This is a genomic window from Marinobacter sp. 1-4A (assembly GCF_016597725.1).
Taxonomy (GTDB): domain Bacteria; phylum Pseudomonadota; class Gammaproteobacteria; order Pseudomonadales; family Oleiphilaceae; genus Marinobacter.
In genome coordinates, this window is record NZ_VCGY01000001.1 from 326,261 (window position 1) to 345,479 (window position 19,219).

General features: G+C 51.3%; 16 protein-coding genes. 6 read left to right on the forward strand and 10 right to left on the reverse strand.

Annotated elements, in window-relative coordinates; translation table 11 throughout:
* Window positions 1-127 precede the first annotated feature (127 nt).
* From FE845_RS01440 to FE845_RS01465, 6 genes are all read right to left on the reverse strand, one after another.
* A complete protein-coding gene (locus tag FE845_RS01440) occupies window positions 128-1,876 on the reverse strand; it encodes an extracellular solute-binding protein (RefSeq protein WP_200361262.1) in 1,749 nt (582 codons plus the stop codon).
* A 189-nt stretch (window positions 1,877-2,065) separates the two neighbouring features.
* Window positions 2,066-2,341, reverse strand: coding sequence for a DUF2160 domain-containing protein (locus FE845_RS01445; protein WP_200361264.1), 276 nt, complete (start codon window positions 2,339-2,341; stop codon window positions 2,066-2,068).
* A gap of 11 nt (window positions 2,342-2,352) precedes the next feature.
* Window positions 2,353-3,159 (reverse strand): carbohydrate ABC transporter permease, encoded by an 807-nt coding sequence (locus FE845_RS01450; RefSeq protein WP_200361266.1) that lies wholly within the window; start codon window positions 3,157-3,159, stop codon window positions 2,353-2,355.
* 10 nt (window positions 3,160-3,169) lie between these two features.
* Window positions 3,170-4,036, reverse strand: a complete 867-nt coding sequence (locus tag FE845_RS01455; protein WP_200361268.1) for a carbohydrate ABC transporter permease — start codon at window positions 4,034-4,036, stop codon at window positions 3,170-3,172.
* Entirely contained in the window at window positions 4,033-5,136 is a 1,104-nt protein-coding gene (locus FE845_RS01460) for an ABC transporter ATP-binding protein (protein ID WP_200361270.1), read from the reverse strand. Before FE845_RS01460 ends, FE845_RS01455 begins: the two co-directional genes overlap by 4 nt.
* On the reverse strand, window positions 5,136-6,230 hold the full coding sequence (locus tag FE845_RS01465; RefSeq protein WP_200361272.1) for an ABC transporter ATP-binding protein: 1,095 nt from the start codon (window positions 6,228-6,230) through the stop codon (window positions 5,136-5,138). Before FE845_RS01465 ends, FE845_RS01460 begins: the two co-directional genes overlap by 1 nt.
* Window positions 6,231-6,520: 290 nt before the next feature.
* Between FE845_RS01465 and FE845_RS01470 the strand changes: the two genes are divergently transcribed.
* The gene (locus tag FE845_RS01470) at window positions 6,521-8,425 is read left to right on the forward strand and encodes a sigma-54-dependent Fis family transcriptional regulator (protein ID WP_200361274.1); all 1,905 of its coding nucleotides are present in this window, start codon (window positions 6,521-6,523) and stop codon (window positions 8,423-8,425) included.
* A gap of 24 nt (window positions 8,426-8,449) precedes the next feature.
* Here FE845_RS01470 and glpK read toward each other — a convergent pair whose 3' ends face one another.
* Window positions 8,450-9,922, reverse strand: a complete 1,473-nt coding sequence (gene glpK / locus FE845_RS01475) for a glycerol kinase GlpK (protein WP_200361288.1) — start codon at window positions 9,920-9,922, stop codon at window positions 8,450-8,452.
* A gap of 210 nt (window positions 9,923-10,132) precedes the next feature.
* Between glpK and FE845_RS01480 the strand changes: the two genes are divergently transcribed.
* Window positions 10,133-10,891 carry a DeoR/GlpR family transcriptional regulator gene (locus tag FE845_RS01480; RefSeq protein WP_200361290.1) on the forward strand — a complete coding sequence of 253 codons (759 nt, stop codon included), beginning with the start codon at window positions 10,133-10,135 and terminating at the stop codon, window positions 10,889-10,891.
* A gap of 191 nt (window positions 10,892-11,082) precedes the next feature.
* On the forward strand, window positions 11,083-12,675 hold the full coding sequence (glpD, locus tag FE845_RS01485; protein ID WP_200361292.1) for a glycerol-3-phosphate dehydrogenase: 1,593 nt from the start codon (window positions 11,083-11,085) through the stop codon (window positions 12,673-12,675).
* Here glpD and FE845_RS01490 read toward each other — a convergent pair.
* Entirely contained in the window at window positions 12,569-13,162 is a 594-nt protein-coding gene (locus FE845_RS01490; RefSeq protein WP_200361300.1) for a uracil-DNA glycosylase family protein, read from the reverse strand. The genes glpD and FE845_RS01490 overlap by 107 nt on opposite strands.
* A 119-nt stretch (window positions 13,163-13,281) precedes the next feature.
* Here FE845_RS01490 and FE845_RS01495 point away from each other — a divergent pair, with 119 nt between their 5' ends.
* A complete protein-coding gene (locus FE845_RS01495; protein WP_200361305.1) occupies window positions 13,282-14,025 on the forward strand; it encodes a nitroreductase family protein in 744 nt (247 codons plus the stop codon).
* A 29-nt stretch (window positions 14,026-14,054) separates the two neighbouring features.
* Here the strand turns inward: FE845_RS01495 and edd are convergent, their stop codons facing one another.
* Window positions 14,055-15,875: a phosphogluconate dehydratase gene (gene edd, locus FE845_RS01500; protein WP_200361306.1), complete on the reverse strand. Its 1,821-nt coding sequence runs from the start codon at window positions 15,873-15,875 to the stop codon at window positions 14,055-14,057.
* A 168-nt stretch (window positions 15,876-16,043) separates the two neighbouring features.
* Here edd and gap point away from each other — a divergent pair, with 168 nt between their 5' ends.
* A complete protein-coding gene (gene gap / locus FE845_RS01505) occupies window positions 16,044-17,048 on the forward strand; it encodes a type I glyceraldehyde-3-phosphate dehydrogenase (RefSeq protein WP_200361314.1) in 1,005 nt (334 codons plus the stop codon).
* Window positions 17,049-17,116: 68 nt separating this feature from the next.
* The gene (gene pyk / locus FE845_RS01510) at window positions 17,117-18,565 is read left to right on the forward strand and encodes a pyruvate kinase (protein WP_200361316.1); all 1,449 of its coding nucleotides are present in this window, start codon (window positions 17,117-17,119) and stop codon (window positions 18,563-18,565) included.
* Here pyk and FE845_RS01515 read toward each other — a convergent pair.
* Window positions 18,558-19,208 carry a bifunctional 4-hydroxy-2-oxoglutarate aldolase/2-dehydro-3-deoxy-phosphogluconate aldolase gene (locus FE845_RS01515; RefSeq protein WP_200361318.1) on the reverse strand — a complete coding sequence of 217 codons (651 nt, stop codon included), beginning with the start codon at window positions 19,206-19,208 and terminating at the stop codon, window positions 18,558-18,560. The genes pyk and FE845_RS01515 overlap by 8 nt on opposite strands.
* Window positions 19,209-19,219: the final 11 nt, after the last annotated feature.

A 19,219-nucleotide genomic window follows, 5' to 3' on the forward strand; every position in this document is an offset into this window, starting at 1 on the left:
TCATCACTCGTTCAGCTCTGAGTGAACACCGTTGCATAGGAAAAAGCCAACAAGGCTACTTAAGACCCATATGACAATGCCCGCCGCAACAGCTAAACCTGTTGCGGCGGGCATTTCATTTTAGAACTCAGCTTTCGCGATCAGTCTCCCACGTTTTAATTAGCTCATCGTATGAAACGGTTTGGCCCTGCACTTTCTCATTGGCCAATTTCGGCTTAGGTGCACCAGGCTGATCGAACCAGTATTGTGGATCACGAGGCTTATTCAGCTTCGGTGCACAAGTGGCCAGAACATTCGCTCTCTCAAGCCGCTCCATAACTCTATCCTGCGCCTTTGCTAGACCATCAAGTGCTTCCTGAGCTGTGGCTTCACCACTCGCGGCTTGAGCCACGTACTGCCACCAAAGCTGAGCCATTTTCGGATAATCAGGAATGTTGGTGCCCGTAGGCGTCCACTGAACACGCGCTGGGCTGCGGTAAAACTCGACTAAACCACCCAACTTCGGGGCCATTTCGGTCATGACATCTGAATTGATATCGGAATCACGAATAGGTGTGAGGCCAGCAACAAGCTTCTCAAGAGACACTGTTTTCGAAACCGTGAACTGCGCATACAACCACGCTGCCAAACGGCGTTTTTCAGGAGTTGAGCTCAGGAAGGTCCAGGAACCCACATCCTGATACCCAAGCTTCATGCCTTCTTCCCAGTATGGTCCGCGGGGGGAAGGAGCCATGCGCCACTTCGGGGTGCCATCTTCATTAACCACTGGCTGACCTTCTTCGATCATGCTGGCGGTAAAGCCGGTATACCAAAAGATTTGTTGTGCAATATTCCCTTGTGCTGGAACTGGCCCAGACTCAGAAAAAGTCATACCTGTGGCTTCTGGCGGAGCATATTTACCCATCCAGTCAATGTACTTTTGAGTTGCGTAAACGGCTGCAGGACTGTTTGTAGCACCACCACGAGAGACATCAGAACCAACTGGGTGACAATCCTCTACCCGAACACCCCACTCATCTACAGGCAAACCGTTAGGCAAGCCTTTGTCGCCAGCTCCAGCCATGGAGAACCAGGCATCTGTGAAGCGCCACCCCAGAGAGGGGTCCTTCTTGCCGTAGTCCATATGGCCGTATACTTTTTTGCCGTCTATCTCTTTTACGTGAACCGAGAAGAACTCTGCAATATCTTCATAAGCAGACCAGTTAACAGGAACACCCAGCTCATAGCCGTAGATGTCTTTGAATTGCTTTTTCAGATCTTCACGCTCAAACCAGTCGGCGCGGAACCAGTAAAGGTTGGCAAACTGTTGAGTTGGCAACTGGTAGAGCTTGCCATCAGGCCCGGTCGTGAAATCAAGACCGATGAAGTCTTCGAGATCCAGTGTAGGAAGCGTAAATTCTTTTCCTTCACCGTTCATAATATCTTCAACTGCTACGACTTTGCCGTACCGAACGTGTGTACCGATCAGATCTGAGTCATTCACATAACCATCGTAAATGTTGCGCCCAGACTGCATCTGAGTCTGCAGCTTTTCAATCACATCACCCTCCTGAATCAAGGTGTGAGTGAGCTTAATACCGGTAATTTCAGTGAATGCCTTTGCCAGCACGCTAGATTCATATTCGTGAGTGGCAATGGTTTCAGAAACAACATTGATCTCCATGCCACGGAAAGACTCCGCAGCCTTGGTGAACCATGCCATCTCTTTCATCTGTTGTTCTTTTGTAAGCGTCGACTTTTTGAATTCGTTATTTACCCACTTTTCAGCCGCGTCTGAGTATTGATCAGCACTGGCATGCAGGCTCAGCCCCATACTGACAGCACCGATTGCAGCGCTCAGCAGTAGCGTCTTCGGATATTTGTTATTTTTGAACATACCCAACCTCGTTTACTTTCTTATGAATGGAGCGAGGTAAATCCGCACTCCGTTTAGGCTTGTTACAGCACTTGAACTGATGAATATTGCCTTTGCGAAAAGCAATTGGTGATCGTTTTCGATCATGGCTTAAAAACTAGTTCGCTTTCGAATTCTTTACAACCTTTTAAACGAGCTTCCGGCCGTTTTTTAACCCCAACGCAACAGCACCAATAGCCAAGCAACAGAGACCGCCAAGGCGACCCACAGTGTTACATCGCTAACTGCAAGAAACGTTAGATGGATATAGGCCGCCGAGAGCAACCCGATAAACAAACGGTCTCCGCGCGTCGTTTCAATCGGCAGAAAGCCTTTGCGCTCAGTGCAGGGCGAAACAATTTCATAAACGGTCATTACCGTAAGAATCGCGGCAATCACCGCAAAAAATACTATGACTGTAGGTGTCCAGTTCATCCAGGCAATCATACAAATTCTCCTTAAACGCGCCCGAGAGCAAAGCCTTTGGCCACGTGGTTGCGAACGAACCAGATAACCAGCAAGCCGGGAATAATGGTTAGAACGCCAGCGGCCGCTAGAACGCCCCAATCAATACCACTCGCCCCGATGGTACGGGTCATGATTGCACCTATAGGCTGGGCATCCACAGACGTGAGCGTTCGCGCCAAAAGTAACTCCACCCAAGAGAACATAAAGGCAAAGAACGCCGTCACACCTATGCCAGATCGAATCATCGGTAAAAACACTTTGATAAAGAATCGGGGGAAGCTGTAGCCGTCTATGTAAGCCATCTCGTCATATTCCCGCGGAACTCCCTTCATAAACCCCTCAAGTATCCACACCGCCAATGGCACGTTGAACAAACAGTGCGCCAACGCAACGGCAATGTGGGTATCGAAAAGGCCAATGGATGAATACAGCTGAAAGAACGGCAGGAGGAAAACGGCAGGAGGCGCCATGCGGTTACTGAGCAACCAGAAGAATAGGTGTTTATCACCTAGAAACTTATAACGGCTGAACGCGTAGGCTGCAGGCAAGGCAACCAACAGTGTAATAACCACGTTGATGGAAACATACGCCATTGAGTTTAGGTAGCCGTTGTACCAACTAGGATCTGTAAAGATCACAACGTAATTATCAAACGTGAAATTCTGCGGCCACAGGGTAAGCCCTCCCAGAATTTCCCTGCTCGTCTTGAACGACATGTTCAGCAACCAGTATACCGGCGTCAGCAACAACAGGATGTATATTGTAATCCCGATATTTTTGGAACGTGTTTGTCTCATCGCACTCTCCTTATTTTTCTTTGTCGGCGTGAGTAATGGCAGTGAAGAACAACCAAGAAATCAGCAATACAATCAGGAAGTAGATCAAAGAGAATGCGGCCGCACGCCCCAAGTCGAACTGCCCTATTGCCATGGTTGTGAGCGTCTGGCTCAGAAAGGTTGTCGAGCTCCCGGGGCCACCTCCTGTGAGAACAAAGGGCTCGATATAGATCATGAAGCTGTCCATAAACCGCAGAAGCACAGCAATGATCAATACGCTCTTAAGACGCGGCAACTGGATGTAGCGGAATACTGCCCACTTAGAAGCACGGTCGATTTCAGCTGCTTGATAAAAGGCCTCGGGAATGGCGCGCAGGCCGGAATAGCAGAGTAGCGCAACCAGAGGCGTCCAGTGCCAGACATCCATCAAAAGCACTGTCAGCCAGGCGTCCAGAGTATCGCCGGTGTAGTTGTAGTCTATTCCAAGCTGATTGATACCCCAGCCGAACAGCCCAATATCACCGCGGGCAAAAATCTGCCAAATCGTGCCTACCACGTTCCAGGGAATCAACAGAGGTATAGCAATTAGAATCAGGCACAAGGAGCCCTTAATGCCAGATTTCGGCATCATCAAAGCCACACCAATACCCAATGGAATCTGGATCAGTAGCACGAACCCCGAGAACACAAATTGCCGCACCAGAGAGTCCCGAAGGCGTTCATCCGCTAGCACTTCTTTGAACCACTCGGTGCCCACATAGTAGGCCTGACCCGGCCCGAATATATCCTGAACCGAGTAATTGACGACCGTCATAAGAGGAATCAGTGCCGAAAAGGCAACCAAAAGGAAAACCGGCAGAACCAGCCACCAGGCACGGTTATCGGGTATTTTATTCATGGCTGCTGCTCCTGTACCAGAAATTCATCCACATATAGCAAGAGCCACTGCTTCGGGAATGAAAGGTCTACGCGGGTACCAACAATGGCATCAAATTCCTCATTCTGGCGCACCTTCACCTCTTGCCCGCCAAGCTGCGCTGTCACAATTTTATAAGTGCCCAGATCCTCTACATCCAGCACTTCCGCCGCGTAGGTATCATCTGAGACTACCGGTGAAATCTCGATAAACTCGGGCCGTATACCAACCTTCACATTACTCGTTTCCATACGTTCGAGAAGCTCGACCTGCCATGCCTCAAGAGGCAACACAATAGAGCCGAAACGCACACCTCCGGAACAGCGCTCAACCTCCACAATATTCATACCCGGGCTTCCGATGAAGTAGCCGACAAACGTGTGGTTGGGGGCTTCGAAGAGTTCCGTTGGCGAGCCGAATTGCACAACTTGTCCGTCGTACATCACTGCGATTTTGTCAGCAAATGTTGATGCCTCAAGCTGATCGTGCGTGACATACACCATAGTAATGTCGAACTGCTCGTGGATCTGTTTTAGCTTTCTGCGTAACTTCCACTTAAGCTGAGGATCAATAACCGTCAGAGGTTCATCGAACAAAATCGCTGAAACATCTTCCCGAACCAGTCCCCTCCCCATGGACACCTTCTGCTTTTCATCTGCCGTTAGGTTCTTCGCCTTTTTATGGAGCTTGTCCTCTATCTCAAGCACCTCTGCAATCTCTTGTACTCGCGTTTTGATCTTGGCTGCGGGCACTTTGTTGTTTTTGAGCGGAAATGCGAGATTCTCGTATACGGTCATGGAGTCATAGATCACAGGGAACTGGAACACCTGTGCAATGTTTCTGTCCCGTGGTGACAGTTCATTGACCCGCTTCCCATCAAACAGCACGTCACCTTCGGAGGGCTGAACCAAGCCGGAAATAATGTTCAGCATAGTGCTCTTGCCACATCCGGAAGGCCCAAGCAGTGCATAGGCGCCCCCTTTGTGCCAAATGTGGTCAAGCTGGCGAATGGCGTAATCACCAGGCCCTGCTGGGTTTGCGATGTAACTATGAGCCAAAGCTTTTAATTGAATTTCAGCCATTAGAGCGCGCCTCCTGAAATCCGGGATGGTGTATGCACCAACTGCTCACTGCTATCGAATACAAAGAGCTTATTAACGGGCAAGTAGACCTTTACCGGGGCACCTGTGTGGTATTGGTGAACGCCCATCAATTGCATGACCATCTCGAAATGACTGTTTTCAACATGCATAAAGGTCTCGGAACCACTGATTTCGCTCAGCGCAACCTCCATGGACATTTCTAGGTCGTCATCGTTGGTGGGCACCAATGAAATATGGCTGGGGCGAATACCAAACCAATAATCGCCGGGCGTTAGTTTCTCCAGTTCCTGAGTCAATGCGTGATGGGAGTACTCATCGAAGGTCACTTCCGTAGACGTCACACGCCCGCGGATCATGTTCATCGGTGGTTCGCTGAACAGCTGCGCAGCCAAAGTGTTCGTCGGCGCACGGTAAACATCCATAACTGGCCCGGTCTGAACCACCCGACCTTCATGCAACAAGGTGGTGGTGCCACCCAAAGCCAAAGCTTCGTTAGCTTCAGTGGTTGCGTACACCGCAATACATTGCCGCTCCCGAAATAGCTCCCTTAGTTCTGCGCGGAGCTCTTCCCGCAACTTGTAATCCAGATTCACCAAGGGTTCGTCAAACAACACCAAGGTTGCATCTTTTACCAAAGCCCGGGCCATAGCGGTGCGCTGCTGCTGCCCTCCGGATAACTCAAGGGGGTAGCGCTTGAGCAAGGGTTCAATCTGTAGCATTGACGCCGTTTCTTTGACTCGGCGATCGATCTCGGGTTTTGCCATTTTGGCCAGCCGCAGTGGGGAGGCGATATTTTCGTAAACGGTGAGTGTGGGGTAGTTAATGAATTGCTGATAAATCATTGAAATGTTCCGGCGCTGCACGCTTTGCCCGGTAACATCTTCACCTTTATAAAGCACACGGCCTTCGGTTGGCTTATCAAGGCCGGCCATCAGCCGCATCATCGAGGTTTTACCAGCCAAAGTTCGGCCAAGCAGAACATTGAAGGATCCCGCCTCAAAAGTGAGGTTGGCATCCCGAACATAATCAATGCCGTCAACCGTTCGGGAGAGGTTCTCCAGCGTTAGGGACATATGCATTCCTTGTTGTTCTTATGGAAGCGTGCCCGGGTACGAAAACGAAAGCCCGGGAATTCAATTTCTATTTTTTGAACGCAAAGCTCGTACCAAACTCAGACAGAGCCTAGGTGTTTACCCCTACATATCTGATTTAAAACGCAATTTAATTAATCACGCATTTCTAAATCGAAAACACCAATGTTCGTTTAACACTACTTTGTTCAAATTGAACATTGACGCAAACACTATTTGCACAGAGTATTGAACAGTTTCAGACAAGAAAATGAACACAGGGATGTAACCTGATGCGGAAAAACAAACATTTGGATGACCGAAGTGACATTGCGATATCTTGGGAGCGCTGTATTGCGTGGGGACTTGACCCGGAGCACCAACCCACACCACCAGCACTCAGTGATATGCGGCTGGAAGACCTAAGCCGCCAACACAATGAACTGATCTCCAGCACAGAGGCAGAGGTAGTTCCCTATTACACCAATGTGCTCTCCAGCAGCCGGTGCTTAATCCTTCTGGCAAACCAACATGCCACCGTATTGAAAGTCTGGGGCGACCAGCGCATTACAGAGTCCGGTCTCAGGCCTTTTTTTCAGGAAGGTGCCAACTGGCAGGAACAACAGTGCGGCACCAACGCCATCGGAACCGCCATTGCCAGCGGCAAAGCGATACAAATCCAGAGAAACGAACACTTTCTTAAATTCCACCGAAGCATTATTGGCTCTGCTGCACCTATTTTTGACACCCGAAAACAGCTTACCGGTGTGTTGAGCGTTTTCAGTGATGCCTACCTACCGCAAGCCCATACCCTTGGCATGGTAAAATTGCTTGCCCAGTCGGTTGAAAACCGCCTATTAAACCGGCAGTTTGAGGCGGACTACTTTCAGGTTACGCTGAACACAACTGCCGACAACTTTGACAGCCCCTGGTCAGGCATTCTTATATGCGATGAGTCGGGCAAGGTTGTTGCCAGCAATCAGCGTGCGGATCAGCTTCTAGGCACGCTAACCACAGACGTCTGGCTCGATGACCTCTTCACCACTCACCGCAACGATATTCTCGGGTATCCGGAGCATTCGCCACTTCAATTAATGACCAAAGGCAAGGTGAGGCTAAGCGCCCGTGTGAAGCGGCCTTCCCCAGTTGAAACAATGCCCTTGGAGGCTGGACGCGGCACTCAGAAACCAGACCTCCGGAGCAAGCCGGCCAGCTTTTCTGACCTCGAATACGGTGATGTATCAGTACGTCGCTGTGCCGAGCAAAGCTTGAAAGTTCTCGAAAGGGGCGTGCCAATTTTGATAACCGGGGAGACCGGTGTTGGCAAAGAGGTTTTGGTGAATGCTCTGCACAAGGCGACACACCGCAGAGACCAGCCTTTGGTTGCAGTGAACTGCGCCGCTATCCCACCAGAGTTAGTGGAATCGGAGCTATTCGGCTATGAAGCGGGGGCTTTTACAGGCGCCCGGGCGCAAGGCTCCCTCGGTTTCATCCGCAAGGCACACAAAGGCATTCTATTTCTTGATGAGATTGGCGAGATGCCCCTATCCGCCCAGTCAAGACTTCTTCGTGTGCTGCAGGAGCGTGTGGTGACACCGGTTGGTGCCACAGAGAGCATCCCTGTGGATATCCTGCTTATCACCGCCACCAACCGCTCGCCGCTGTCCAGCATTGAATCAGGTCAGTTTCGTGCAGACCTTTATTACCGAATTAACGGGCTATGTGTTGAGCTGCCGGCGCTGCGGAACCGCACAGACAAACGCAACCTGATTCAGCATATCTACAGTCAGCATCGTGATCCGGTGCAGAGTGAATCTCTAACTCCGAGAGTATTATCAGCTTTGGAAAATCACCTCTGGCCAGGCAACATCCGCCAGTTGACCAATGTTTTGAGGGTGGCTATCGCTATTGCCGACGGCGACGATGTGCAGATCTGGCACTTGCCTGCGGATTTTCTGGCCGAATTTGACACCACTGCCCCATCCGCCCAAACGGAAACTAACGAGCTTCCTGTTGCTTCTACTCAAAATCCCAAAACCCCAACAGGACATCGACAGGAAAACGGGGATCAACACAGCAACGCTCTAACCTTACAGGTCTATCATAAGTGCAAAGGCAACGTATCAAGCGCGGCTAGAGAGTTATCAATCAGCCGAAATACTCTATACAAGCGACTCCGGGAACTGGGGGTTCGTTGACCCCCACCCCATCACAAACGCGGCTTAGAGTTTATGAACCGCTTTAATCCAGCCCTCATACAAAGCGTCGCGTTTCTCCTTTGTCATGACCGGTTCAAAGCTCCGATCACATCGCCACAAACTGGCGAGTTCATCCAGCGACTTGTAAACGCCCGCTTTAAGCCCGGCCAAATAAGCCACCCCCAAAGCCGTTGTTTCAACCACTGACGGCCGATCAACCCTCGCACCCAAAATATCCGCAAGAAACTGCAAAACCCAGTTGTTCGTTACCATGCCGCCATCAACTCGCAGGTTGATGGGCCGCATACCATCTTTTTCCATGGCTTTTTGCAGATCTTTGGTTTGGTAACACACAGACTGCAACCCCGCAGTGACAATTTCTTTGATGCCGGTATCTCTGGTTAAACCAAAAATGGCGCCGCGTGCGTCTGGATCCCAGTAAGGTGCGCCCAAACCGGTAAAGGCTGGTACCAAATAAACACCATGATCCACTGGTGTGCCCTCTGCCAAAGGTTCAGTGTCACAGGCGTTTTGAATGAGCTGGAGACCATCTCGAAGCCATTGAATCGCCGCCCCGGCAACAAAAATACTGCCTTCCATAGCGTAAGTGGGCTTACCGTTTAGGCGGTAGGCTACGGTGGTTAGCAGCCTGTGTTCAGATTTCAGTGCCTTATCGCCGGTATTCAGCATCAGAAAGCACCCGGTGCCGTAGGTGCTTTTCGCCATGCCAACGTCGAAACAGGTCTGACCAAACAGAGCGGCCTGCTGGTCGCCTGCCACCCCAAGTACAGGTACCCCGTTAAGGGCTCCGCCATCCACAATTTCCCCAAAATCATCGGCCGAGTCCATCACCTCTGGCAACAGCGATTCCGGTATATTGAATAATTCGAGCAGCTCTGGATCCCATTGCTGGGTATGGATATTAAACAGCAAGGTTCGGCTTGCATTGGTGGCGTCGGTTTTGTGCTCGCGCCCACCAGTCAGATGCCACAGCAGAAAGCAGTCGACTGTTCCGAATGCCAATTCTCCACGCTCAGCACGTTCACGAGCCCCCGGAACATTGTCTAGAATCCACCGGATTTTAGTGGCCGAAAAGTAGGGATCAATTAACAACCCGGTTTTGCTGTGAACACCCGGCTCGTGGCTGGAGCTCTTGAGTGACTTGCAATATGAGGCTGTTCGTCGGTCTTGCCAAACGATTGCGTTATAAACCGGCTTACCTGTTTTCCTGTCCCAGACGATGGTGGTTTCCCGCTGGTTGGTAATGCCGACAGCAACCACCTTATCGCCTTCACCGCACTCTTCCGCCATTAGATCGGTGCAGGTTTGCTTTACTGAGGACCAAATATCATCCGGGTTGTGCTCCACCCACCCGCTATCTGGAAAATGCTGGGGGAACTCCTGCTGGCGAACGGCGTGTATATTCCCCTTCAAGTCAAAAAGTATGGCTCGAGAGCTCGTTGTTCCCTGATCAATGGACAGTAGGTACTGGCTCATTTCGTTTTCGTCCTCGCTTTCTTATTTGTTCGCATTTTTGCCTTTTTGAATATGAATGCCAAGAAGTTTTGCAAACCGCGCCAGCTACCAAAGAGATAAGCCGCTCAAAAGGCTGTAAAAAACAGCCAAAAAGACTAAACTTTATTCTAGCAGAGTTTACAAACGCTCATTATTTCGAATAAGAAAAGCGACAGGGTGGAGGTTAGTTTAATGGCGCAGCGGCGGCGACAGGATCTGATTATGGAACTGATCCAGCAAAACGGTTTTGTGACAACCGAGCAGCTAGTGGAGCAATTCAAAGTAACGCCTCAAACCATCCGCAGAGACCTGAACGAACTCGCGAAAGAGAAGAAACTCCGCCGTCACCATGGCGGTGCCGGAATCGATTCGAGCACCGTGAACACTGCCTATCAGGCTAGAAAAATCATGGACTTGGAGGCCAAAGAACGTATCGCCTCTGCCATGGTTGCACTCATACCAGACAATTCCTCAATGTTCATCAACATTGGTACCACCACTGAAACCATCGCTAAAGCCCTGTTGGAAAAAAATAATTTGCAGGTTGTGACCAATAACCTTCATGTTGCTTCCATCCTCTCCGCAAAAGAGGACTTCCACGTGATTATCGCGGGTGGCGAAGTGCGCAGTCGCGACGGCGGCATTGTAGGCGAAGCCACCCGGGATTTTATTAACCAGTTTAAAATGGATTTTGGCATTATCGGAATCAGCGGCATTCACAACGACGGCTCTCTACTGGACTTCGATTACCGGGAAGTCCGTGTCGCACAAGCCATTATCGCCAACTCAGACCAAGTTTTGCTCGCTGCCGACCACTCGAAATTTGGCCGCAATGCAATGGTTAGGTTAGGCAATATTACCCAAGCCGATCATGTATTTACCGACCAACAGCCCCCCGCTGAAATATCCCAACTTCTGAACGAGCAAGGAATCAAGCTTCACCTCGTTTAACCAGCCCGATAGATACAGGAGATGTTTAGGCAACCTGCCTTCTCTTGCCTCACGCTTAAATCTTCGTTTATTTTCTAAATTTTCCTTTACGAATATCTGTGTCTTTCGCATACTGTTCGATAGCGCATTTGAGCATCGAATATTTCACTTCAAAAAGACGCCTTTCGTTCGGCGGCAGGAGATGACGAGCAATGACTTTGGGGCACGAACAGTATGACGTTGTCATCGTTGGGGGCGGTGTCAATGGGACAGGTATAGCGATGGATGCCGCAGGGCGTGGCCTCAAGGTACTGCTGTGTGAAATGAACGATTTGGCTTCAGCAACTTCGTCAAACAGCAGCAAGCTCATTCACGGGGGGCTACGCTATCTGGAGCACTATGAGTTCCGGCTTGTGCAAAAGGCCTTGGCTGAACGTGAGTCTCTTCTGAGAAATTCACCCCATATCATGTGGCCGATGCGCTTTCGCCTCCCTCACCGACCCCACCTGCGGCCAGCCTGGATGATACGTACAGGCTTGTTTCTTTATGATCATCTTGCAAAGCGTGAAATCCTTCCCGGATCTCGGTCGATCCGTTTTGATGGATCAGGTCCGCTAAAGCCCGATATTACCAAAGGCTTTGAGTATTCCGATGGCTGGGTTGATGATGCCAGACTGGTTGTACTAACCGCCAAGAAAGCTCAGCAGTGCGGCGCAACTATCATGACAAGAACCAAGTGTGTTCATGCTGAGCGAGGGGACAAAAACTGGGCGATCACGCTACGCAACACGGTGAGCGCAGAAGAGCAAACCGTCTCGGCCAAGGTGATTGTTAATGCATCCGGCCCTTGGGTGAGCAAGCTATTTGGTGAAACCCTCTCCATGCCTGCGCCCAAGATGATCCGCATGGTCAAAGGCAGCCATATTGTTGTGCCTCGACTCAATCGTGAGCAGGAAGCCTATATTCTGCAAAACGAGGACGAACGCATTGTGTTCGTCATTCCCTATGAGGACCACTTTTCTCTGGTAGGCACGACAGATGTTGAGTACGAAGGTGACCCCAAAGAAGCCAAAATTTCACAGGAAGAGACAGACTACCTGCTGGATATTGTGAATGCCCATTTCGTTCGCCAACTGACGCCCTCCGACGTGGTTTGGTCCTACTCCGGTGTGAGACCCCTAATGGATGGCGAAGAGGAAAACGCACAGAAAGCATCCCGCGACTACTCTTTTGAAGTTAACCAAGAGAAAGGCAAAGCACCCCTGATTTCTGTGTTTGGAGGGAAAATCACCACTTACCGGAAGCTTGCAGAGGCAGCAACCAACAAACTCTGCCACTTTTTTCCGGAGACTGGTGGCTATTGGACGAAAACCGCGATCTTGCCCGGTGGCGATTTCGATAATCAAGACAACCTCACCACGGCACTTCAGCAGGAGTTTCCTTGGTTGCCCGAGGCGGTTCTAAGCCGTTATGTGCGAACCTACGGCACGACTTCCCGAGACATTTTGCAGGGCTGCACCTCAATAGCCGATCTAGGTGAGCTTTTCGCTGGTACGCTTTATGAGAAAGAGGTTCAGCATCTTGTGAAAAACGAATGGGCCATGACCTCAGAGGATATACTCTGGCGTAGAACCAAACAGGGGCTCTATGCATCTGTGAGCAATGTCGAAGCGCTTGATACCTACCTTCGAAGCAAGGTTATAGCAGCGATGCAATCCGTTCCTGAAGCTTCGGTATCACCTCTTGTTCAAACCAAGGATTCCGACGCAACCAAAGGTTGTTACGCGGGCTCGGGTGGGGCATAGGCAGTACATCTGGCCAGTATTGTCGCCAGTTCTGGACGTTTTCAGTAACGGACCTTTTCGCTCCTGAAAGATGCCAGCTATGGGCATACTGGCCAATCACTAGAGTCAGCGCTACATTGGGTAGTCGCTGCAGCAAAGCGTTACGCCAAGCCGGGGCACACTCCGGCCGGGGCGGCAAATCACCGGATTTGCCCGCGCCCGGGTAGCAAAAGCCCATGGGCAAAATGGCCAGCTTCTGGTCATCATAAAACGCCTCTCGCGTTATACCCATCCATTGCCGAAGTCGGTCACCACTGGGGTCATTGAATGGCAACCCGGTTTCATGAACACGCCTACCCGGTGCCTGACCCACCACCAAAATACGGGACTCCGGTGATAGCTGTACCACAGGTCTGGGTCCATACGGCAAAGCCTCCGCACAAATCGTGCAGGCTCGCACCTGTTGAACAAGTTCTTCAAAAGATAGCTCTTCAAGGGTTTGCGTCATAGGCTCTGCGTCATCCGGGCGATTGCAACAAAAGCGTTTTCCCGTAACCATATAGCTCAAAATTCAATGCAGCAAGCCGGTGCCGGTCTCCGGAACATCTGCAAAATCAGGAATGAACAATGAACGCAAAAGTGGGTGACCTTTCCTTGCCAGAGATTGATGTTGAAGAGTTCCGAAAGGTTGTTCGCAGCCGCAGGTCTGTTCGGCGTTTCACAGATGAGCCCATCCCGGATGCCGTACTTGAAGATTGCTTGGAGCTGGCCACGCTGGCGCCAAACTCCAGTAATTTGCAACCTTGGGAGTTTTATGTCGTAAGAACACCGGCACTGCGAAGCAAGTTAGCAGAAGCTTGTCTTGGTCAGAATGCAGCCACCACTGCCCCGGTGCTCATCGCCATCGTTGCGCGCCCGGACACATGGCGCAAGCACGCCCAACTTGCGATAGAAGATTGGCCAAAGGACGAAAAACTGCCTTCTATCGTTGAGAAGTACTATAAAAAAGTCGCACCCATTCACTACAATCAGGGGCCGTTCGGGCTTCTGGGCGTGGCCAAAAAGACCGCCGGGCTGGCTGTGGGCCTAGCTCGACCGGTTCCCCGCGGACCCTATTCAGTGAATGAAATGAAGGTGTGGGCAACCAAATCCACCGCTTTGGCCGCACAGAACCTGATGCTGGCATTGCGCGCACACGGTTTCGACTCCTGCCCCATGGAAGGAATGGACGAATGCCGCGTGAAGAAACTGTTGAACCTACCCTCCAAAGGGCTGGTAACCATGGTATTGGCGGCTGGCCGTCGCGCCGAAAACGGCGTTTATAACAGCCAATACAGATTCGATCAGAAAACTCTCGTTCACTACTTGTAAAAAGCCTGTCGGCGGTCTGCCCCTGATTTTCAGGGGCTACTGACGCCCAAAACGCTGGCGCCTTCTTCCGGCGTGCTCACCGCGCGCCGCATCCAGCCAAACAGCTCTCTGCCGTAGCCTTGATGATATGCCGATAAATCCGGCCTAGCTGGCTCTCGCTTTGCGAACTCGGCCTCATCCGTCACAATCGATAAGATACCTCTATCGGCATCCAGACAAATCAGGTCGCCATCCTGAACCCTCGCAAGGGGGCCACCGTCGAGTGCTTCGGGATACACATGAATCGCCGCCGGAACCTTGCCTGAGGCGCCAGACATACGGCCATCGGTTACCAAACCAACTTTGTACCCGCGGTCCTGCAACACACCAAGATATGGTGTCAGCTTGTGTAGCTCAGGCATGCCGTTCGATCTCGGGCCTTGAAAACGCACAATAACAACGCAGTCCTTATCAAGCACTCCAGCCTCAAACGCCGCTTTTAACTCGTTTTGATCATTGAATATGACAGCAGGTGCTTCAACTCGATGGTGCTCTGGCGCAACCGCAGATACCTTGATAACGCCCCGGCCCAAATTCCCGTCCAATACCTTTAGGCCACCGTCTGGTGCAAAAGGCTCTGCCGCACTACTGAGCACATCCGGGCGCAAACTCTCTCTGAGTGCTGGCTTCCAAACCAGCTTGCCAGATTCAAGCTCTGGCATTCGGGTATATCGCTCAAGACCATGCCCGACAACCGTCTCTACATCGTTATGCAAAAGCCCCTTTTCAAGCAGCTCACGAATCAGAAATGGCGTACCACCTGCCTCGTGGAACGCATTAATATCTTCTTCGCCGTTGGGGTAGATTCGGGTCATGGAGGGCACAACGGAGGACAGATCGGCGTAATCAGCCCAGTCAATGATAATGCCTGCGGCACGGGCAATCGCAACCCAGTGCAACGTATGGTTGGTTGATCCTCCGGTTACCAGAAGGGCAACCAGTGCGTTGACGATGCTTTTTTCACTAACCATATCGCCAAGGCCAAACTCCCCACCTTGAGGTTTGGACAACCGAATAACCTGCTCTGTCGCTGCACGGGTCAGCTGTTCTCTCAGTGGTGTGTTCGGATGGATAAACGCGGCGCCCGGCAAGTGCAAGCCCATAACTTCCACCAGAAGCTGGTTACTGTTTGCTGTGCCATAGAATGTGCAGGTACCCGGGCTGTGATAGGACCGGCTCTCAGCCTCCAGCAACTGGTCTTTGCCAATTTTTCCCTCTGCATACAATTGCCGGATACGCTGCTTTTCCTTGTTCGGCAAACCTGACGGCATAGGGCCAGCAGGCACCAGAATACTGGGTAAGTAGCCAAAACTAAGTGCGCCAATCAACAACCCCGGAACAATCTTGTCACAAATGCCCAACAACAGTGTGGCATCGAACATGTTGTGACTAAGTGCCACCGCTGTGCTCATGGCAATGGTGTCCCGCGAGAACAGGCTGAGCTCCATCCCCGGCTGCCCCTGAGTCACTCCATCACACATAGCAGGCGTACCACCGGCAAACTGTGCCACGGACCCCATGCCATGGGCCGCGTCACGGATAACGTCCGGAAAAGCCGCATAGGGCTGGTGTGCCGAGAGCATGTCGTTATAGGCAGAAACCATCGCCACATTGGCCTTGTTCATCAGCTTCAGGGTGTCTTTGTCGCTCTGGCCGCAGGCTGCAAAACCGTGGGCGAGATTTCCGCAGGAAAGTGTGCCCCTATGGGGTGCGCTGGCTTTTAGCTCACGCATGCGTTTGAGGTAATCCTTTCGAGAAGCGCGGCTGCGGTCGATAATTCTTTGCGTTACTGATTGGACAGTCAGGTGCATGGTGGAGCTCCAGTCTCAAAACTAATGCAATCACAATAAATACTACGTAATTTTACCTTCTTTTTTCGCTCAATACCGTTTCAATGTTCATATTCGAGCATTATTTTGTTATGTTTACTACATCACAAACATAATTCAAACAAAAACACCTAGATCAGGACTCAGACTATGACAATTCGTATCGCGATCAATGGTTTTGGGCGGATTGGCCGCAACACTTTACGGGCACTTTATGAAAACAACTACCGCGACAAACTTCAGGTCATCGCCATCAATGACCTTGGGGATGCAGAAACCAACGCCCACCTACTCAAATATGACAGTGTACACGGGCGGTTTGACGCTGAAGTCAGCCACGATGCGGAATCCCTCACCATAAACGGCGATCGAATTGCCATTACTGCCACCCGCAACCCGGAAGAACTGCCATGGAGCGACCTGAATATTGACGTTGTCTTCGAGTGCACAGGGCTCTTCACCAAGCGCGCTAAAGCAGAAGCCCACCTAAAGGCCGGAGCCCGAAAAGTCATTATCTCTGCACCAAGTCCGGATGCTGATGCCATGGTCGTCTATGGTGTTAACCACGACGTTCTAACAGCAAAGCACACTATTATTTCGAGTGCCTCCTGCACAACTAATTGCCTTGCACCGGTTGCTGAAGCCTTGCACAAGGCCATTGGCATCGAAAGCGGTCTAATGACGACAATACACTCATACACCAACGATCAAAATTTGAGCGACGTCTATCACTCCGACCTTTACCGTGCACGCTCTGCAACTCAATCGATGATTCCAACTCAAACCGGTGCTGCAGCCGCAATTGGAAAAATTATCCCTGAGCTCTCGGGAAAGCTTGACGGGCTGGCAGTTCGGGTTCCTACCATTAACGTCTCTTTGGTCGATTTCGGTTTTATTGCAAGTAGAGAAACATCGGTAGAAGAGGTCAATGCAGCTGTAAAAGCTGCTGCTGAATCAAATCCGGTGCTGGGATACAACCTTGAGAAATTGGTTAGTATTGATTTCAACCATAATGCACTCTCTAGCATTTTCGACGCCAACCACACTCGCGTGCTGGGCTGTCATGTAAAAGTCATGGCTTGGTACGATAATGAGTGGGGCTTTTCAAACCGAATGCTAGACAACGCACTCGCGCTGATGAAGGCCAGCCAATAGAATCGATCAACCCGCAATCGCCCGCACACGTGGGCGACATTAACTCGAACATCAAAGGGACACGAAATATGCTCAGGCGTACCAAGATAGTCGCCACCCTCGGCCCCGCCACAGACACACCAGAATCGCTGGCTGCCATCATCCGCGCCGGAGTAGATGTTACCCGGTTAAACTTTTCCCACGGCAGTGCTGACGAACACCTGGAACGCGCCAGACAAGTGCGCAAGGCGGCCGCAGCGCAAGGGCGGTTCGTGGCGATACTTGCCGATCTGCAGGGCCCAAAGCTACGCATTGCACGCTTTGCGGACAACAAGGTGACTCTGAAAACAGGACAAACCTTTGTTCTGGATGCCTCAATGGATAAAGAGGCGGGTACGGAAGAGCGTGTAGGCATCGACTATGAACAGCTGATTAACGATGTAAAGCCGGGCGACATTCTTGTTCTGGACGACGGCCGCATCGAAATGGAAGTGCAGTCGGTTGACAGTCACAGCATCACATCTTTGGTTCTGATCGGCGGCCCCCTGTCCAATAATAAAGGGCTCAATAAGCGTGGCGGCGGGCTTTCCGCCGATGCGCTAACCGAAAAAGACAAGCAGGATATCGTAACGGCCGCACGCCTTGGAGCCGACTACGTAGCCGTTTCGTTTGTCCGCACGGCCGAAGACATGCACACCGCTCGCAAACTGCTTAAAGAAGCCGGTTCTGATGCAGGTTTGGTTGCAAAAATCGAGCGGGCCGAATTAGCCCACGATGTGGCAGCACTGGATGCGGTTATCGAAGCATCCGACGTTGTGATGGTGGCCCGTGGCGACCTTGCGGTCGAGATAGGTGATGCGGAGCTTGTGGGTGTGCAGAAGCACATTATTGCGCGAGCTCGAGTATTGGATCGCGCAGTGATTACTGCAACCCAGATGATGGAGTCTATGATCACCAGCCCAATGCCGACGCGAGCTGAAGTGTCCGATGTGGCAAACGCTGTTATGGACTACACAGATGCCGTTATGTTGTCAGCAGAAACAGCGGTTGGTGATTATCCGGTTGAAGCCGTAGAAGCAATGGCCCGTATATGTATTGGTGCAGAAAAGCACCCTACGATGCACCAATCGAACCATCGCATACACGAAAGCATGGAACACGTAGATGAGGCCATTGCTTTGTCCGCTATGTATGCAGCCAATCACTTAGACGGTGTCACGGCGATTATTTGTATGACGGAAACAGGCGCAACGCCCAGACTTATGTCCCGAATCAAATCTAGCCTTCCGATCTTCGCGTACTCCCGGCACCATTCAACGCAGCATCGCGTGGTGATGTATCGCGGCGTTCAAACGGTCCCCTTTGATTCTGCAAAGATACCGAATGAACGAACCAATGCGCTGGCTATATCGGAACTGGTAAACAGGAAAGCCGTAAGCAAAGGCGATTTAGTGGTCATCACCAAAGGTGACTATGTGAACGCTCAAGGCGGAACCAACACCATGAAGATTGTGCGGGTTGGCTCTGATATCAGCTGAGATCACGCAAACTATCCGACGCAATCTCGGTAATCTTAGCCCAGTCTTTCGCTGCAACCGCATCGTCAGGGGTCAGCCAACTGCCCCCTACGGTTTGCACGTTGTTCAAACCCAGATACCCTCTGGCGGTGTCGCGGCGAATGCCACCAGTCGGGCAAAAGATTGCATCCGGAAAGGGGCCACTAAAAGCCTTCAACGCAGGTACGCCTCCTGCGACCTCTGCAGGAAAAAACTTAAACTCGCGATAACCCAAACCATAGCCCAGCATTAACTCGGAAGCCGTAGATACTCCGGGTAAAAGCGCCGCTTCAGAGGTTAATGCAAAATCAAGCAGCGCTTTGGTAACGCCGGGAGTGACGATAAATTGTGCACCTGCAGTTTCCGCCTGACGGTACTGGGCAATGCAAGTAACCGTGCCAGCACCAACCCAGACTTCTGGCAGAGCCTCTCGTACACTTTTAATCGCCTTAAGCCCATGCTCTGTTCGCAAGGTTATTTCCATCACTCGAATACCGCCCTCAAAGAGCGCCTGACAAAGCGGGACGGCATCGTCAGGATTCTTGACGGTGATCACAGGCATTATCTGTGAAGCACCCAGAACAGATCTGATGCGCTCGCGGTGAAAGCCGGATACATGATTCATGGTTCTCTCCA

Coding starts and splice junctions, on each gene's coding strand:
- FE845_RS01455 (WP_200361268.1), bottom strand. CDS start 4,036: ATGAATAAAATACCCGATAACCGTGCCTGGTGGCTGGTTCTGCCGGTT.
- FE845_RS01460 (WP_200361270.1), bottom strand. CDS start 5,136: ATGGCTGAAATTCAATTAAAAGCTTTGGCTCATAGTTACATCGCAAAC.
- glpD (WP_200361292.1), top strand. CDS start 11,083: ATGACTTTGGGGCACGAACAGTATGACGTTGTCATCGTTGGGGGCGGT.
- gap (WP_200361314.1), top strand. CDS start 16,044: ATGACAATTCGTATCGCGATCAATGGTTTTGGGCGGATTGGCCGCAAC.
- FE845_RS01450 (WP_200361266.1), bottom strand. CDS start 3,159: ATGAGACAAACACGTTCCAAAAATATCGGGATTACAATATACATCCTG.
- pyk (WP_200361316.1), top strand. CDS start 17,117: ATGCTCAGGCGTACCAAGATAGTCGCCACCCTCGGCCCCGCCACAGAC.
- FE845_RS01495 (WP_200361305.1), top strand. CDS start 13,282: ATGAACGCAAAAGTGGGTGACCTTTCCTTGCCAGAGATTGATGTTGAA.
- FE845_RS01515 (WP_200361318.1), bottom strand. CDS start 19,208: ATGAATCATGTATCCGGCTTTCACCGCGAGCGCATCAGATCTGTTCTG.
- FE845_RS01465 (WP_200361272.1), bottom strand. CDS start 6,230: ATGTCCCTAACGCTGGAGAACCTCTCCCGAACGGTTGACGGCATTGAT.
- FE845_RS01480 (WP_200361290.1), top strand. CDS start 10,133: ATGGCGCAGCGGCGGCGACAGGATCTGATTATGGAACTGATCCAGCAA.
- FE845_RS01490 (WP_200361300.1), bottom strand. CDS start 13,162: ATGACGCAAACCCTTGAAGAGCTATCTTTTGAAGAACTTGTTCAACAG.
- FE845_RS01470 (WP_200361274.1), top strand. CDS start 6,521: ATGCGGAAAAACAAACATTTGGATGACCGAAGTGACATTGCGATATCT.
- FE845_RS01440 (WP_200361262.1), bottom strand. CDS start 1,876: ATGTTCAAAAATAACAAATATCCGAAGACGCTACTGCTGAGCGCTGCA.
- glpK (WP_200361288.1), bottom strand. CDS start 9,922: ATGAGCCAGTACCTACTGTCCATTGATCAGGGAACAACGAGCTCTCGA.
- edd (WP_200361306.1), bottom strand. CDS start 15,875: ATGCACCTGACTGTCCAATCAGTAACGCAAAGAATTATCGACCGCAGC.
- FE845_RS01445 (WP_200361264.1), bottom strand. CDS start 2,341: ATGATTGCCTGGATGAACTGGACACCTACAGTCATAGTATTTTTTGCG.